Here is a 16,151-nt window from a genome sequence, read left to right as displayed (position 1 = left end):
CCACGGCTCAGCCCGCCTCGGTGGACTTCAGGCTCCACACCACGTACTCCACCAGCCGGCCGACGGTCAGCTCGATGATCTCGTCGAACTCCATGCCGGCCAGGAACTCGGCAAGGTTGACCCGCTGGCCGTACCGCTCCTCCAGCAGCCCCGCCAGGGTGACGAGGTCGATGCTCTCCAGTTCCAGGTCGCGGTTGAAGGTGGTGGACAGGCCGATCAGCACGTCGTCGCCGCCGTACTCCGCCAGCACCGTGCGCAGCATGCCGGTGATGTCGGCGAGCACGGTGTCGACGGTGGGCTGCGCCGGGGCCGGCTGGTGGGTGTGCGCCGGGGCCGGCTGGGTGGGGTTCATCGGGGTTGCTCCTCGGCTGCTTCGTCGGTTTGTCCGCCGTCGGGGTGTCCGTCGTCGGGGTGTCGGCCGTCGGGGTGTCGGCCGTCGCGATGTCCGTCGTCGGCTCCGGGCCCGGTCGTCCAGGCCACCACGTAGGCGCGCTCCGGCAGTGCGGGCGGATTGGCCACCGGCGCGCAGTGCACGGTGTAGGCGCCTTCCAGGCGGCCGGAGACCAGCAGGCGGCTGCCGTCCGGGGCGGTCTCCAGCACCGTGAAGTCCCGTGGCCGGCCGCCGAATCCGACACCCTCGGCCTTGGCGACGGCCTCCTTGGCCGCCCAGAAGCGGGTGAACCACAGCTCCTGCGGATCGGGTCCGACCGCCAACCGTGCGTGCAGCAACCGGAGTTCGTCCGGACCGAGCGCGGTGGCGAGGACGGCCGGATCGCGCCGGGTGACCTCTTCGACGTCGATGCCGGGACCGGGCTGGGGCGAGTGCGGCCGTACGATCGCCACGGCTGCCTCGGCGCGGTGGGCGAGCGAGATGTCCAGCGGGGGCAGGGCGCGGCCGTGCACCCCGGTCACATACGGCCGCCCCAACTCGTCATTGCGGACGCGCAGTTCGGCCGGGAAGACGGGTCCTTCGCCGTGCTGCCAGAGCCACTGCCGTACGGCGTCCTTGGCCGCGATCCGGCCGAGCAGCCACTGCCGGCGGCCGCGCGGCGGGCGTTCGGCGTACTCGGCGCGTTCGGCGCCGCCGAGCGAGTTGCGCATGATCAGCTCGCGTGAGGCGAGGTCCGGCCAGCGCTCGTGCACCAGCGCCCAGCCGCCGGGCATGGCCTCGGACAGGGTGTGGCGCTCGGGGAAACGCTCGACGGGCCGGGTGCTCGGGTCGTTGTCGAAGCGGCGGTCCTGCCAGCCGCCGATCACGGCCCACACCCGGCCGCCGACGGTCAGCTCCGCGTCCGCCTCCAGGAGCGTGTCCGTGAGGGAGGTGATCCGCAGCACGCAGCGGACCTCGGTGCCGGGGGCCGGGTGCGGTCCGTGGAACCGTATGTGCCGCATCCGCACCGGGAAGACGACGGTCCGCTCGGTGCGGGTCGCCATGATCCAGTAGCCGAGGAGCTGGCCCACATTGTCCAGCAGCGCGCCCGGGGCCGCGGGCGCGGTGACCACTCCGCGGATGTGCCGTTCGCCGATCGCGGTGAGGTCGGTCAGGCCCTGGAAGCCGGGGCCGTGGAACATCCAGCGCTCCCGGTAGATCTGTGCCGCCGTGTGCTCGGGGCAGCGTTCGGGGGCGTCCGGGAGCGGGCTGGGCGGCGGCGGTGCGGGGTGCCGCGGGGCGAGTTCGACCGTGGCGCGTGCGGTGGGTCCGAAGGCCACGGTGACGTGGTCCGGGCGGCGGTCCGGGTCCGGGGTGACGGTGACCTGTACATCGACGGGTGGCGTGGCGGTGAGCCAGCGGTCGAAACGAGCCTCGTGCACGGCGACCGCCCGCAGTCCGGGGGCCGCCGCCTCCGCCGCGTCCATCATGTGCCGGACGAGGGTGGTGGCGGGGACTACCGGCCAACGGTCCTCGAGATCGGGCCAGTTGGGGCGTTGGGGGAAGAAGCAGTGGTCTAGGAGGTGGGGCATGGTGTGGGGGGAGATGTGGAGGGTGGTGGTGTTCGCGGTCGAGGTTGGGGTTGGGGTTGGGGGCGTGGTTGGGGTGGGCCTGGCGGGCCCGGGGGCTGGGGCAGTGCGCGTGGGAGCCCTGGAGGGCTGGGGGGACGGGGCAGGGGGCTCGGGGACCGTGGTGGTTGTGGTTGCGGCGCCGGTCCGGTGGCGACGGGCGCTCGCCGCGATCAGCTCCGCCGCTGTGTCCGCGGTGTCCCGCAGCAGGGCGGTCAGCTCGGCGGCGGCCGGGAAGTGGTGGGCAAGTCTGTCCAGTTCACCGAGGCCTGCGCCGCTCGGGACCGCTGCGGACGGGGCATGCTCGGCGGCGGGCCCTCCCGGGCGGTGACTGGGCACCGGGTGCGCGGCAGGCGTTCGCGGGTCGCCCGCGGGCACAGACTGGGCGGCAGGAAATTGCGGACCGCCCGTAGGGGCAGGCTGCCCGGCAGGAAATCGCGGACCGCCCGTAGGAGCCGGCTGCCCGGAGGGCGATCCCTCCCGGGCCGTGCGCGCAGGACTCGCGGCCGGCGATCCCAGGCGGCCCACGGACGCAGGAAGGACACCAGGCGACTCCTGGCGACCCGTCGGGACGGGATGCGCGGCGGACGAGCACCCCGCCGGGCCAGACTCGGCGGCAGGCGACGATCCCGAGTCGCCCATAGGAGCCGGCTGCCCGGCAGGGGATCCCTCCCGGCCCGTGCGCGCGGGACTCGCGGCCGGCGATCCCAGGCGCCCCACGGACGCAGGAAGCACGCCAGGCGAGCCCTGGCGACCCGTCGGGACGGGATGCGCGGCGGACGAGCACCCCGCCGGGCCAGACTCGGCGGCAGGCGACGATCCCGAGTCGCCCATAGGAGCCGGCTGCCCGGCAGGGGATCCCTGGCGGGCCGTGGGTACAGGCTGCGGGGCGTGGGATCCGGAGCGCAGTTCCGCGCGGAGTGCGTCCAGTGTCGGCCCCTTCAGTGAGACCAGGGCGGCGCCGAGGTCGAGTCGGACGGGCGGGCGGTGCCGGTGTGCCGGGGCGTTCGCCGCGGTACGGGGTGGGAGAGCGGGCGGGGGCGTTACGGTGTGCGGCGGCACGGCGGCGGGCGGAGTCGTCGCTGTCGTAGGGGGTCGCAGCGCCGGGGCCACGGACGCCGCCCCGGCCACCCACAACGCCGTTGCCACGCGCCGCAATTGGGACATGCCGCTACGCTCGGGTGCGTTGGCGGCGACGGTCAGGTGGTCGCGGTCGCCGAGGGTGTCGCTGATCAGGGAGGTGAGCCGGCCGGGGCCGGCCTGGACGAAGACGCGGTGCCCGGCGGCGTACAGGGCCTCGGTCAGTTCGCGGAAGCGGACGGGTTCCAGCAGGTGCCGTACGAACAGCTCGCGCACCGCCCGCTCGGTCCGCGGGAAAGGCGCGGCAGTCGTACCGGACCACACCGGCACGGTCGGCGGATGGAGCCGGAAGTGGTCGGCGGCCTCCTTGATGGGTGCGAGGTACGGCTCCAGCATCGGCGTGTGGAAGCCGGAACGGAACGGCAGCACCTGGCAGATCACCCCCCGCGCGCGCAGGGACCGTACGAACTCCTCGACCGCCGTGCCGGGTCCGCACACCATGGACTGGCGGGGCGCGTTGTCGTGGGAGAGCACGATCCCGGAGTGCGCCCAGGTCTCGGCGAGCGCGGCGCGGACGTGTGCGGCGGAGGTGCCGAGGGCGGCGAAGACGAGGCCGGGGACGGTGACCGTGTCCGGGTCGAACTCGGCCATGAACGCGTCCACCTGATCCGCCGCGTACAGTCCCGCCGCTGCCATGGCCGTCCACTCGCCGACGCTGTGTCCCGCGACCGCGTCCGGTACGACACCCATCCGGCGCAGCGCCCGGTCCAGCAGGCGGCCCGCTCCGACGACCCCGAAGCCGTGCCGTCCGACATCACCGACCCGGACGTCCGTGCCGGACAGCGGCGAGAGGCCGAAGTGGGCCGCGATGTCGTCGGTGCGGGGTAAGAAGTCGCCCTCCAGGCCGGGGAAGACGAACGCCAGCCGGCCACCGGCCCGGCCGAGCAGCGGGCCCGGCCGGAACCACACATCGCTGCGGCCCTGCCAGGCCCGGCCCTTGGCGACGGCGCGGCGGGCCAGGGCGAGCCGTTTGGCGGTCGGGTTCACGATCCCGAGCCGGACCGCACCGGCGTCGGGGTGCGGCCGGGCCGGGTCGAGGCCTGCGGAGAGGACGGCCGAGTCATCGGCGCCGAGGACGTCCACGAGGTCCGCCACACCGTCGGCGGCGAGCAGCAGGATCCGCTCGGGCTCGCTGACCTGCGCGGGAGCGGACACGGACGGCACACCGCGCGCTCTTTCCGGCTCGGGGCGGGCGAGGGCGGCCTCCGGCGGTGCTGAAGGAGTACTCACGTCCCCCGCCGACACCGAACCCGCACCCGCAGGCTCCCCCCGGACGGCCGACGCACTCCACTCCTCCCCCGACGCCGAAACCCCGCGCCCTCCCCCGGTCGGCACCGAACCCCCGCGCCCTTCCCCGGCCGGCACCGAACCCCCGCGCACGACCCCGGACGGTCCGGCAGGCGCGCCCCGCACCGCCCCCGGCGACGCACCCGCCCCCGGCGCCTCCTCCAGCACCACATGGGCGTTGATCCCGCCGAATCCGAAGGCGTTCACGGCGGCTCGGCGGACCGGGTGTCGGGGGTCGGTCTCCCAGGGGCGGGCCCGGTCCAGGGTGCGGAAGCGGGTGGCGGTGAGGGCGGGGTGCGGGGTGTCGCAGTGGAGGGTGGGCAGGAGGGTGCCGTGGTGGACGGCGAGGGCGGCCTTGACCAGGCCGGCGACCCCGGCGGCCGGCATGGTGTGGCCGATCATCGACTTCACCGAGCCGAGGACGGGGCGGAAGCCGGTGCCGTCCGCCGGTCCGAACACCTCGGCCAGGGTGGCGAGTTCGGCCGCATCGCCAGCGGGGGTCGCGGTGCCGTGGGCCTCCAGCAGGCCGATGGCGTCCGGTGCGGCGGGGTCGAGTCCGGCGGCCCGCCAGGCCTGCCGCACGGCTCTCGCCTGGCCGCCCGGGTCGGGGGCGGCGAGTCCCGCCGTACGGCCGTCGCCGGCCACGCCCGTGCCCCGGATCACCGCGTAGACGCGGTCGCCGGCGCGTTCGGCGTCCGCGAGCCGCCTCAGTACGACGACGCCCGTGCCCTCGCCGATGAGGATGCCGTCGGCGTCGCGGTGGAAGGGGCGGATGCGCTGGGTCGGGGACAGGGCGCGCAGTTGGGAGAAGACGCTCCAGAGGGTGATGTCGTGGCAGTGGTGCACTCCCCCGGCCAGCATCACATCGCAGCGGCCGGTGGTGAGTTCGGTGACCGCCTGGTCCACGGCGACGAGGGAGGAGGCGCAGGCCGCGTCCACGGTGTAGGCGGGGCCGCGCAGGTCGAGCCGGTTGGCGATGCGGGAGGCGGCGAGGTTGGGGACCAGGCCGATCGCGGACTCCGGACTGTCGGGGCCGAGCCGTTCGGTGAACGCCGCTCGGATCCGGTCGAGTTGGGCGGCCGAGAGGTCCGGTAGCAGCTCGCCCAAGGTGCGCGTCAGCTGGCCGGCCGTACGCACCCGCTGGTCCAGGCGGACCAGGCCCGGCGTGAGATAGCCACCGCGCCCCAGGGCCACGCCGATCCGGTCCCGCGCCGGGAGCCGTTCGTCGCCGCCCGCGTCGGCGAGCGCGGCGGCGGCCACGTCGAGGGCGATCAGCTGGTCGGGTTCGGTGCCGGGCACCGAGGCGGGCATGATGCCGTACCGGGTGACGTCCACCTCGGCCAGGCCGTCGACGAATCCACCGCGTCGGCAGTAGATCCGGTCGGGGGCGGCTGGTTCGGCGGCCGAGCCGGGCCGGTAGTAGTCGGCGTCCCAGCGGTCTGCGGGGACCTCGCTGATCGCGTCGACGCCGTCGCGCAGGTTGCGCCAGTAGGCGTCGAGGCCGGGGGCGCCGGGCAGCAGGACCGCCATCCCGACGATGGCGACCGGCGTTCGACGTTCCGTCATGTCACCAGCCCGACGCGGTGTAGACGACGGCGCGGGCCGACGGATCGCCCCAGGCGAGTTCCCGCAGCAGGGCGGCCGTACCCTCGTCCGGGTCGATCAGCTCGATCCCGCGCCGGGCGTACTCGCGGCCGAGTTCCGCGCCGACCATCCCGCCGTGCGTGCCGGCCGGCGCCCAGGGTCCCCAGTGGACGGTCAGCGCGCGGGCACCCGTCCGGGCGGCCCAGTCGGCGCCCAGCACTTCCAGGGCGTCGTTGGCGGCGGCGTAGTCGGCCTGGCCGCGGTTGCCGACGACGGCGGCGACGCTGCCGAACAGCACGGTGAACGCGGGCGCGCCCGGCAGGTCGTCCAGGGCGGCGAACAGCGCGGCGGCCCCGGCCGTCTTCGTGCCGTAGACCCGCTGGAAGGACTCGGGGGACTTGTCGGCGATCAGCCGGTCCTCGATCACCCCGGCGGCGAAGACGACTCCGTCGAGCCGGCCGTGTTCGGCGTGGATCTCCTTGAGCGCCTGCAGGACGGCGTCCCGGTCCCGGAAGTCCACCGAGTGGTAGCGGGCCGCGCTGCCGAGTGCGCCGAGTTCGGTGAGGGTCGTGGTGATCTCCCGCTGGGCGAGGATCAGTTCGGCGGCCCGGTTGATCTCGACGGGCCCGGGTGCGCCGGGCCCGGCGGCGAGTGCCGCGCGCAGCTCGACGGGCGTGCGGGCGGCGGCGGTGTGCGGGTCCTCGGGGGCGGTGGGCGCCGGCGTACGGCCCAGCAGCTCGACACGGCACCGGCAGGCGCCGGCCAGCGTGGCCGCGAACCTCGCGGTGATGCCCCGGGCACCGCCGACGAGCAGCACCACGGAGTCCTGGTCGAGGCCGAGCGCGGCCGCTTCGGCGACGCCGTCCCCGGCGGGTCCGGCGCCGGTGGCGGCGAGCGGGCCGAGGGGCGCGGGCACCAGCGCGAGGCCCTGCCGGGCTCCGGCCGCCGTACGCAGGACGACGGGGGCCGGTTCGGGTGCGCGCAGCTCGGCGAGTACGGCGTCGGCGACGGCCGACGGGGCGGTGTCCGGGAGGGCTACGACCCGTGCGAGCAGGTCCGGGTATTCGCGGCCGACGCTGCGGATCAGCCCGTCCAGGCCGGCCGCCCGCAGTGCCCCCGTGGGGTCGGCGGCCCGGACGGTGAGCAGCCACCGCGGTCCGCGTGCGAGCGCCGCCCGGAGCACCGGGAAGGCGTCCGGCAGCACCGGGAGGTCAGGGCCGGGCAGTGCGCCGAGGTACACGACACCGTCGACCGGTCCGTCGGCCTGGGTGAGGAGGTGGCCCCGGTCGAGGACCACCGCTTCGGCACCGTGTCCGGCGAGCCGCGCCACGACCTCGGCCGCCGTGCCCCCACCGTCTCCGAGCAGGGCGAAACGCCGGCCGGACAGGACGGGGGCGGGGTCGGTGGCCGGGTCCGGCTCCGGTAGGGGGACGGGCCGTAGCTCGCACCGCCGGGGCGCGACACCGACCGGGGCGTGAGACGGCTCGGGCGGCTCGCCGACACGCCCGCCTCCTCCGCCACGGGCGTACGACGCCGCGGCCGACCCGCTCCCGCCACCGGCATACGGCACCTCGGCCTGGTCGCTCCCGACGCCGGCGTACGGCACCTCGGCCTGGTCGCTCCCGACGCCCGTGTGCGCGCCGACCCGGGCTGTCAGCCAACCCGTCACCGCCGCCGCCGTGCGCGCCTTGGCCAGTTCCTCCAGTTCGGCGTCGTCCAGGATGTCCGCGCCGCCCGCGATGCCCAGGCGCTTGGCGAGTTCGCCCGCTATCTCGGCGCGCTTGATCGAGTCGATGCTGAGGTCCGCCTCCAGATCGAGATCGGGTTCGATCATGTCGACGGGGTAGCCGGTGCGTTCGCTGATGATCTCCAGGACGACCCGCGCCACGTCGTCCACCGGCTGTTCGCCGATCGGCTCCTGGGGCAGGAACTGCGCTGCCAACGGCGGCAGTTCGGGCAGGTTCGACTGCGGGGCCGGTACGGGTGGTGCCACGGGCGCCGGTGGTGTGACGCCCGGCGTGGCGCCGAAGTAGGCGAGCAGGACATCGCGCTGGGCGGCGACCATCTCCCGGCTGGTGCGCAGGAATTCGGAGATGAGCGCGTCCCGGTCGGCCGGGGCGCCGTACGGCTGGTCGGTGGTCACGGTCGTCTCCACGACTCGTCGGGCCGGTGCGAGGGCACCGGGCAGGAGTGCTCCGTCGGCGGTGCGGACGAGGTGTCCGTCGACCGTCCAGCCGGGCCGCCGCGGCGCCGGGGTGCGCAGCGCGTCGACGGCGTCGCGGCCCCGCAGGAGCCAGGCGGTGCGCACGGGCTGTCCGGCGACGGCGAGTTGGGCGAGGGCGTCGAGCCAGCCGCGCAGGCCGCTGTCGGCAGAGGGTTCGCAGGCGACCGTGGTGTGCGGGCGGTCGCCGAGGATCCGTCCGACCAGCCGGGTGAGGACCCTGCCGGGGCCCGCCTCGACGAAGAGGCGCGCACCGGCCTCGTACATCGCCTCGATCTGGGCGGCGAACGCGACCGGGGCACCGATCTGGGCGGCGAGTTCGGCGCGCACCTGGTCGGGGTCGTGGGGGTAGGGCGCGGCGGTGCGGTTGGCCCACACGGGGAACTCGGGTGGCCGTACCGGCTTGTCCGCGAGAACCTCGGCGAACCGCTCCCCCGCCCCGGCCACGAGCGGGCTGTGGAAGGCACAGGCCACAGGGATGCGCCGCGCTCCGAGCCCGGCGGCCCGCAGCAGCCGTACGGCCGCCTCGATGTCCGCCATCGGTCCGGAAATCACCGTCTGTTCGGGCGAGTTGAGGTTGGCCACGACGACCGAGGCGGGTGCGTCGGCCGAGCGCAGGGTGTGTACGACGGTCTCGGCGGGGGCGCCGACGGCGGCCATGGTGCCCGGGTCGTCGCCCGCCGCCGCAAGGATCGCGCCGGCCCGCTCGGCACTCAGCTCCAGCAATGTCTCGGGGTCGAGGGCGCCGGCCGCGGCGAGGGCGACCAACTCGCCGTAGCTGTGCCCGGCGGCCTGGTCGGGGTGGACCCCGGCCGCAGTGAGGAAGGCGTGCGCTGCGAGGCCCGTGATGCCGAGGGCGGGCTGCGCACTCCGGGTGTCCGTGAGCGCGGCCCGGCGGCGCTCACGGGCGGCGTCGTCGAAGGCGGCCGGCGGATGGACGGTGTCGGCATGCGCACGGCCGAGGTCCAGGTAGTACCGCAGCCCGGGCAGGTGCACCAGAAGCTCGGCGAGCATTCCGGGACGCTGGCTGCCCTGCCCGGGGAAGAGGAAGGCGACCTTGCCGGACACCGGGCCGGCGGCCTGGCCGTGCACCGGGTCAGCGGCCTGGCCGTGCACCGGGCCCGCGACGCCGGCCGCCGCCGGGGCCATGGTTTCGCGACGTACGGGACTCTCGACGCCGTCCGCCAGCGCAGTTGGGGTGCCCGCCGTCACTGAGTCCGCGACACCCTCCGACGCCGGGTCGGCGATCTCGCCCCGCACCAACTCCGCGACACCGGTCTCCGCCGCACCCGCAGCACCGTGGGCGTCCGGGTCCTCACCACCGGCCGCCGCCGGAACCGGGACACCACCCGCCGCCGAACCCGCGGCACCCTGCGCCACCGCACCGCCGGCACCGGCGCCCGCCGGACCCGCGCCCCCGGCAGTGACCGCGCCCGCGACATGGATCCCGGCAGCCGGATCATGCTCCCCCGCAAGGAGCCGTCGCAGTTGCCCCGTGAGTTCCTCGATGTCGCGGGACACGACAGCGGCTCGTACCGGTTCGTGGGAGGTGTCGGCGCGGTGGGCCGCGGCGAGGGCCAGGTCGCGCAGGCGCCAGGGGTGGCTGTCGGTCTCGGCGGCCCGGAGGATCTCCTCGGCATGGCGGAGGGCCGTCGCCGTGTCCCGGCCCCGGAAGAGGAACAGCTCGGCCGGCCAGGCGTCCAGGGCCTGCCGGGGTGGTACGGCGTCGGCGTGGGCGGCGAGCACCGCATGGAAGTTGGTGCCGCCGAAGCCGAACGCGCTGACTCCGGCGAGGCGTTGGGCGGCAGGAGCCGTCCAGGGCCGGGCGCGGGTGTGGAAGGCGAAGGGGCTGTCGTCCTCCGTCCAGGCTGGGTTGGGCCGCTCCAGGTGCAGGGTGGGCGGCGTGACCCCGGTGTACAGCGCGAGGGCGGTCTTGATCAGGCCGGCGAGTCCGGCGGCGCACTTGGTGTGCCCGATCTGGGACTTGACCGAGCCCAGCGCACAGCCGCCCCGCGCGGCACCGGCCTCGGTGAACACCTCGGAGAGCACGGTGAGTTCGGTGCGGTCGCCGACAACGGTCCCGGTGCCGTGCGCCTCGACCAGGCCGACGGTCGCGGGTGAGACGCCGGCGTTGCGGTACGCGCGCTCCAGCGCCGCCCGCTGTCCTTCCGGGCGGGGTGCGGTCAGGCCGAGGGAGCGGCCGTCACTGGCGGAGCCGAGGCCCTTGACCACGCCGTAGATCCGGTCTCCGTCGCGTTCGGCGTCCGCGAGCCGTTTGAGGGCCACGCAGGCCACGCCCTCGCCGAGGGCGATGCCGTCGGCGGAGGAGTCGAAGGCGCGCGAGCGTCCGGTCGGGGAAAGCGCGTGGACGGAGGAGAACAGGACGTAGTCGTTGATGCCGTTGTGCAGGTCGGCGCCGCCGCACAGGACGAGGTCGCTGGTGCCGGAGACGAGTTCCTTGCAGGCCACGTCCAGGGCGGCGAGGGAGGATGCGCAGGCGGCGTCGACGGTGAAGTTGGCGCCGCCGAGGTCGAGCCGGTTGGCGATCCGGCCGGAGATGACGTTGGCGAGCATGCCGGGGAAGGAGTCCTCGGTCAGCCGGGGCAGCTGCTCCTCGATGCCGTCGGGGACCTTGCCGTAGTACGAGGGGAGGACGGCGCGCAGGGTGGCGGCGTTGGACAGGTCGCTGCCCGCCTCGGCACCGAAGACGATGGAGGTACGCGCGCGGTCGAACTCCCGTCCCCGTTCGCCGTATCCGGCGTCGTCGAGTGCCCGGCGGGCCGCCTCCAGGGACAGCAGCTGGACCGGTTCGATGCTGCCGAGCGAGGTGGGCGGGATGCCGTAGCGCAGCGGGTCGAAGGGGATGCGGGGCAGGAAGCCGCCCCACTTGGAGGCCGTACTGCCGGCGGTGTGGTGCACGGCCGGGTCCCAGCGCTCGGGCGGCACCTCGGTGACCGCGTCGCGTCCGGCGACGATGCCGGACCAGAAGGCGGCGAGGTCGGGGGCCTGGGGGAACATGCAGGCCATGCCGACGATCGCGATGTCCAGCGGCGCGGGCGGCTCGGGCGCGGCGGCGGAACGGGGGCCCGGGTGGGCGGAACGCGGACCGGGGTGGGCGGAACGCCGCGTCAGGAAGTCGGCGGCGCCGTCGGTCACCGAGCGGTGCAGATCGGCCAGGGTGGTGGTCGCCGAGCGCAGGACGGCGACCTCGCCGGCCATGAACATCCCGTCCGCGAGCTGCCGTTCCTCGCCGACCTTCGCCAACTCACCCTCGGTGCCTCGCTCGACGCCCTTGCTGGCGATGCGCAACCGGCCGACGTTGAGCCTTTCCAGGCGCTCCCAGACCTCGCGGTCGGGCAGGCCCTGGGCCCGCAAGGCAGCCTCCCGGGCACGGTAGTCGGCGGTGAAGGGGCTCGGGACGCAGCGAGTGGCGTGGCCGGGGGCCGTCTCCAGCAGGGCGGTCGTGGTGGCGGTGAGGACCTGCCGCTGGAAGAGGGGCCGGATGGCGCCGTGCGCGACGGCTTCCTCGGTGAACAGGTAGGCGGTGCCCATGAGCAGGCCGACGGCGGCGCCCCGGGCGGTGAGCGGTGCGGCCAGGGCCGCCACCATCGCCGCCGACCGCTCGTCGTGCACGCCGCCCGCGAAGAACACCTCCAGGCGGCGGGCCTGGGCATCGTCGGCGTCGGCCAGGAAGTCGGTCAGGACGGCGAGTTGTGCCTCCCACAGCGGGAAGGAGGCCCGCGGCCCCACATGTCCGCCGCACTCGGACCCCTCGAACACGAACCGGCGCGCGCCCGCGTCCAGGAACTGCCGCAGCAGCCCCGGCGAGGGCACGTGCAGGAAGGTGTGGATCCCGGCCCGCTCCAGCGTCTCGGCCTGCGCGGGCCGCCCGCCCGCGACGATCGCGTGGGTGGGCCGCAACTCCCGTACGGCGTCCAGCTGGGCGTTTCTGATGTCCTCGGGCGCGAAGCCGAGCACGCCCACGCCCCAGGGCCGCCCGGCCAGTACGGCCCTGGCCTCGGTGAGCATCGACCGGGTCCGTTCACCGTCGGCCAGGGCCAGCGCCAGGAACGGCAGCGCCCCGTCCGCGGCGACGGCGGCCGCGAAGCCGGCCTGGTCGCTGACCCGGGTCATGGGCCCCTGCGCGACGGGCAGCCGGGTGCCGAGCGCCCGACTCATGACCGCCCCGGGCCGCAGGGCAGCTGCCGGACCGCCACAGCCGGCTACGCCGCGCACCGCCACCGACCCAGGACCCGGCTCCGACACCGACCCCCCTGCACCGGCCACGCCCTGCACCGCCACCGACCCAGGGCCCGGCTCCGACGCCGAGCGGCCGTCGGCCACCCCGCGCACCGCCACCGACTCCGATGCCGGGCCACCATCGGACCCGTCGCGCACCGCCGCCAACCCGCGCCGCACCTCCGACGCCGAACCTCCTCCACCGGCCACGCCCTGCACCGCCACCGACCCAGGGCCCGGCTCCGACGCCGAGCGGCCGTCGGCCACCCCGCGCACCGCCACCGACTCCGATGCCGGGCCACCATCGGACCCGTCGCGCACCGCCGCCAACCCGCGCCGCACCTCCGACGCCGAACCTCCTCCATCGGCCACGCCCTTCACCGCCGCCGACCCAGGGCCCGGCTCCGACGCCGAGCCGCCGTCGGCCACCTCGTGCACCGCCGCCGACACCTCCCGCACCACCCGCCGTACGTCCCCGTACCGTTCGGCGAACCGGGCGGCGAGGAAGCCGTCCTGGCCCACGGGGAGCAGTCGGCGGCGCAGGTCGTCGGCGCCGAGCAGGGACGCGACCGCCTCGGGGTCGTCGGCCGGCGGGTGCGGGGCGTCCGGGCCCCGGCGGCGCAGTACCCGGTGGCCGCCGAGCACCACGGTCTCCGAGCCGTCCAGGGAGCGCAGCACCGACCGGACCGTCTCGGGCAGCCCCGACTCGGCGAGCAGGGCCAGCTGGCTGTCCAGGACGACCCCGGTGGCACCGCCGGCCACCGCTGCCGCCGCCGTACGCGGCCCGATGCCGCCGCAGGCCCAGACCGGGATGTGTCCCAACTCCGGCTCAGCCAGCAGCTGTTGCAGCAGCACGAAGGTGCTCAGTTCGCCGACTCGGCCACCGCTTTCAGCGCCCCGGGCGATCAGCCCTCGGGCACCGGCGTGTACGGCGGTGCGCGCTTGCCCGATGTCCGTGATCTCCGCCAACACCCGGTAGCGGTAGGCGAGTTCAGGGATGATCCAGGTCGCGTCCGGCGTGAGGACCACCGTGTCGGGGGCGTCGCCGACGTCGGCCGGGGCCAGGGTGCAGCGCCCTGTCACCCGTACGCCGAAGGGCCCCGGGGCGGCCCGTATCAGCCGGGACAGCTCCTCTCGGGACCTTCGGTCGCCGGTGCCGAGGTCGAGGATGCCGAGCGCACCGGCGGCGCAGGCGGCGGCGGTGAGCCCGGCATCGGGTTCTCCGAACGGGGTGAGGCACAGGACGAGGTCATGGACGCGCACAGGCGAGGTCATGATGCTCCGGCACGATCGGCGAGACTGCACGGTGGGGGGTGTGCGGCGGAACGATCTGATGCGAGGGCACCGGAAACTAGCCCTGGCTTACTCACGGGTCAATAACGCCGCGCCCTTTTCACGGCCGGTGACATCGATTCGGCCAGTGGGCCGAATTCCCCGCAAGGACTGGGAAACGCGGTCATTCCCCCTCACGTGTGCGGGCGCGGGACCGCCCGGGTCCACGCGCCGCACCACCACAACTCCGGCAAACCGCCCGCCTCATTCACCGCGCACTCACCCGGCAGCAACGCGCCGGGACATCCGCTCGAAGTCTGTAAATTCCGCATGACTTCGGCCCCGTGGCTCGAACGCGTCCAGGCGCCCCACGACACGTCAGTGGAGCAGTGTCCGCCCGGTCGCGGACACGGCGGCGGCCGGGTCGGTGACCGGCGGGAGGCCTCCGCGCACCACGTGCACCGAACCCCCTCCGCGCACCACGTGCACCAAACGCACTCCGTGCACCGCGGGCACCACACGCGCCACGCGCGCCACCACGCCGGCCGACCCGGAACCGCCCCGCCGCCGCTCGTGCCCGGCACGGACCTGAGCGATCCGGGTCTCGTTCGCCTCACCCGGGTTCCCCGGCTTCCCCGGTTGCCCGGGCCCGCCGCCCCCGTCCTCCGGCCCCCCGCGGGCGGGCGCGTCCGCCCCGCCCTGAGCACCAGGGCCTCCAGGAAGCCCAGGAACCCCCGCACCTCCCGGGGCACCGGGAACCCCCGGAACACCCGCCCCGCCCGGCGCCGATTCCGGCCGCCGTACCCCGTCCGCACCCGGCTCCAGCACCCAGCGCTGCCGCGTCGAACCATCGCGCCGTACCAGCCCGACACGGGCGGAGGAACTGTCGGAGCCCGGAGCGAGCACGAGGTCCTCGTGCCGACGGAGCAGGATCTCGCCGCGCACCGTGAAGTCGTACGTCACCTCTCCGGCGGGTACGACGCACCCGGCGAGCAGGACGCTCTTCGTCCCGGGGTCGGCGGCCAGGCACAGGGACGGGTCGGCGGCGCTGCGCAGCAATCCGTCGTCCTGGTACGACCATTGCTGCGAGGCGGCGGACGAGCACGGCGCGAGCCCGACCCCCGCGCCCGCCTGGACGCCGGCCCCGCCGACCTCCAGGCAGCGCCCGGAGGCGAGGCCGCGCAGGCTGCCGTGGGCGATCTCGACGGGGTCGCCGGCCGAGGCGGCGGAGGGGGAGGTGACGGCCCAGGTGCCGGTGCCGCCCGGCCGGGTGGTGTGACCGGCGGGGGCGCCCCAGGTGGCGCCGGGCGTGGGGACACCGTTGTCATCGGACCAGCTTCTGGCCACGAGGACGGTGGCGAGCAGCGCGAGCGAGGTGAGTCCTACGCCGATGACGACGGCCTTGCGGTGGCGGCTGTTGGGCCCGGTGCGATGCCTGCCTCCGGCCGCCGCTCCCGCCCGGCCGGGCTCCGGCGCGGGCGGCGGCTCCTCGGCGGCGCCGTGTCCGGGGCGCGAGTCGAGATAGCGGCGGGCGCCCCAGCCGAGCACGGTCTCGGCGAGCAGGAGGCCGAGGCCGTCGTCGAACAGCGCGAAGGTTTCCGCGGCGTGCCGGCAGTACGCACAGACCGTCAGATGCCGGCGCACATCCGGCAGCAGGGCGCCGCCACGGCGCATGGGGACGTCCAGGAGCCGGTTGTAGAAGCGGCATTCCTTGGTGGGCGCGAGTTCCCGGTGGGCGCGTACGCAACCCGCGCGGAATTGCTCGCGCGCCTGCTCCAGGGCGGCCGTCGCGGTGGCGGGGTCGACCGCCAGCAGACCAGCGGGTATGTTTATGGGTTCGGCTTCGACCTCGGCGTGCCACAGAAGGCATTGCGAGGCGCCGGGAAGAGCCCGGAATGCGCGTTCGGCGAGTTGCCTTCTTTCCGGCGTTCCGGGATTTGTCGCGCGCAGTCCGCGACCACCGGTGGGTTTGCGCAATTCCGGCAGAGTCGCACAGGCCACGTCGTCCGCCGCCCAGGCGCGGACCATGTCGCGGACGGCGACCAGCAGTTGCGGGCGCAGGGCGCCGCCGATCACTCCGCCCGCCATCCGGCCGAGGACCTCGTGGAAGGCGGCGGTGGCCACGAGTTGGGCCGTGGGTCCGGCGGAGGCCAGACAGACGATCGCGTAGTCACGGGCGGCTCGCCAGTGGCGGGCCAGCAGCAGGGCGACGGCGTGATGGCGGGCGGGGTGGGGGCCGCCGAGCCAGGAGACGAGATTGCGGTCGGACTCCCCGGGCGAACCGGGCAGCGGAGGATACGGCGGGCGTGGGGGGTAAGGGGACTGCACGGAACCATTTCCTTCCAGCCGCAGGACCGCACGTGAAATGCCGTCCTGTCGGAAAGCAGTGCCATGTGGTGCACACCTGGAT

4 protein-coding genes are annotated in these 16,151 nt (G+C 75.1%); all 4 read right to left on the bottom strand.

The features are described 5' to 3' along the window. Nucleotides 1–7 precede the first annotated feature (7 nt). Complete coding sequence (locus ACWC0C_RS16295) at nucleotides 8–352, bottom strand: acyl carrier protein (protein WP_450864568.1); 345 nt, start codon at nucleotides 350–352, stop codon at nucleotides 8–10. Then, nucleotides 349–5,991, bottom strand: a complete 5,643-nt coding sequence (locus ACWC0C_RS16290) for a beta-ketoacyl synthase N-terminal-like domain-containing protein (protein ID WP_450864567.1) — start codon at nucleotides 5,989–5,991, stop codon at nucleotides 349–351. Before ACWC0C_RS16290 ends, ACWC0C_RS16295 begins: the two co-directional genes overlap by 4 nt. Before the next feature lies 1 nt (nucleotide 5,992). Then, entirely contained in the window at nucleotides 5,993–13,744 is a 7,752-nt protein-coding gene (locus ACWC0C_RS16285) for an SDR family oxidoreductase (RefSeq protein ID WP_450864566.1), read from the bottom strand. A gap of 375 nt (nucleotides 13,745–14,119) precedes the next feature. Next, nucleotides 14,120–16,069, bottom strand: coding sequence for an RICIN domain-containing protein (locus ACWC0C_RS16280; protein ID WP_450864565.1), 1,950 nt, complete (start codon nucleotides 16,067–16,069; stop codon nucleotides 14,120–14,122). Nucleotides 16,070–16,151: the final 82 nt, after the last annotated feature.

It is taken from the genome of Streptomyces sp. NPDC001709, from assembly GCF_053596375.1.
Note: the sequence above shows the minus strand (reverse complement) of the source record. Positions and strands in the feature narration are given on the sequence as shown.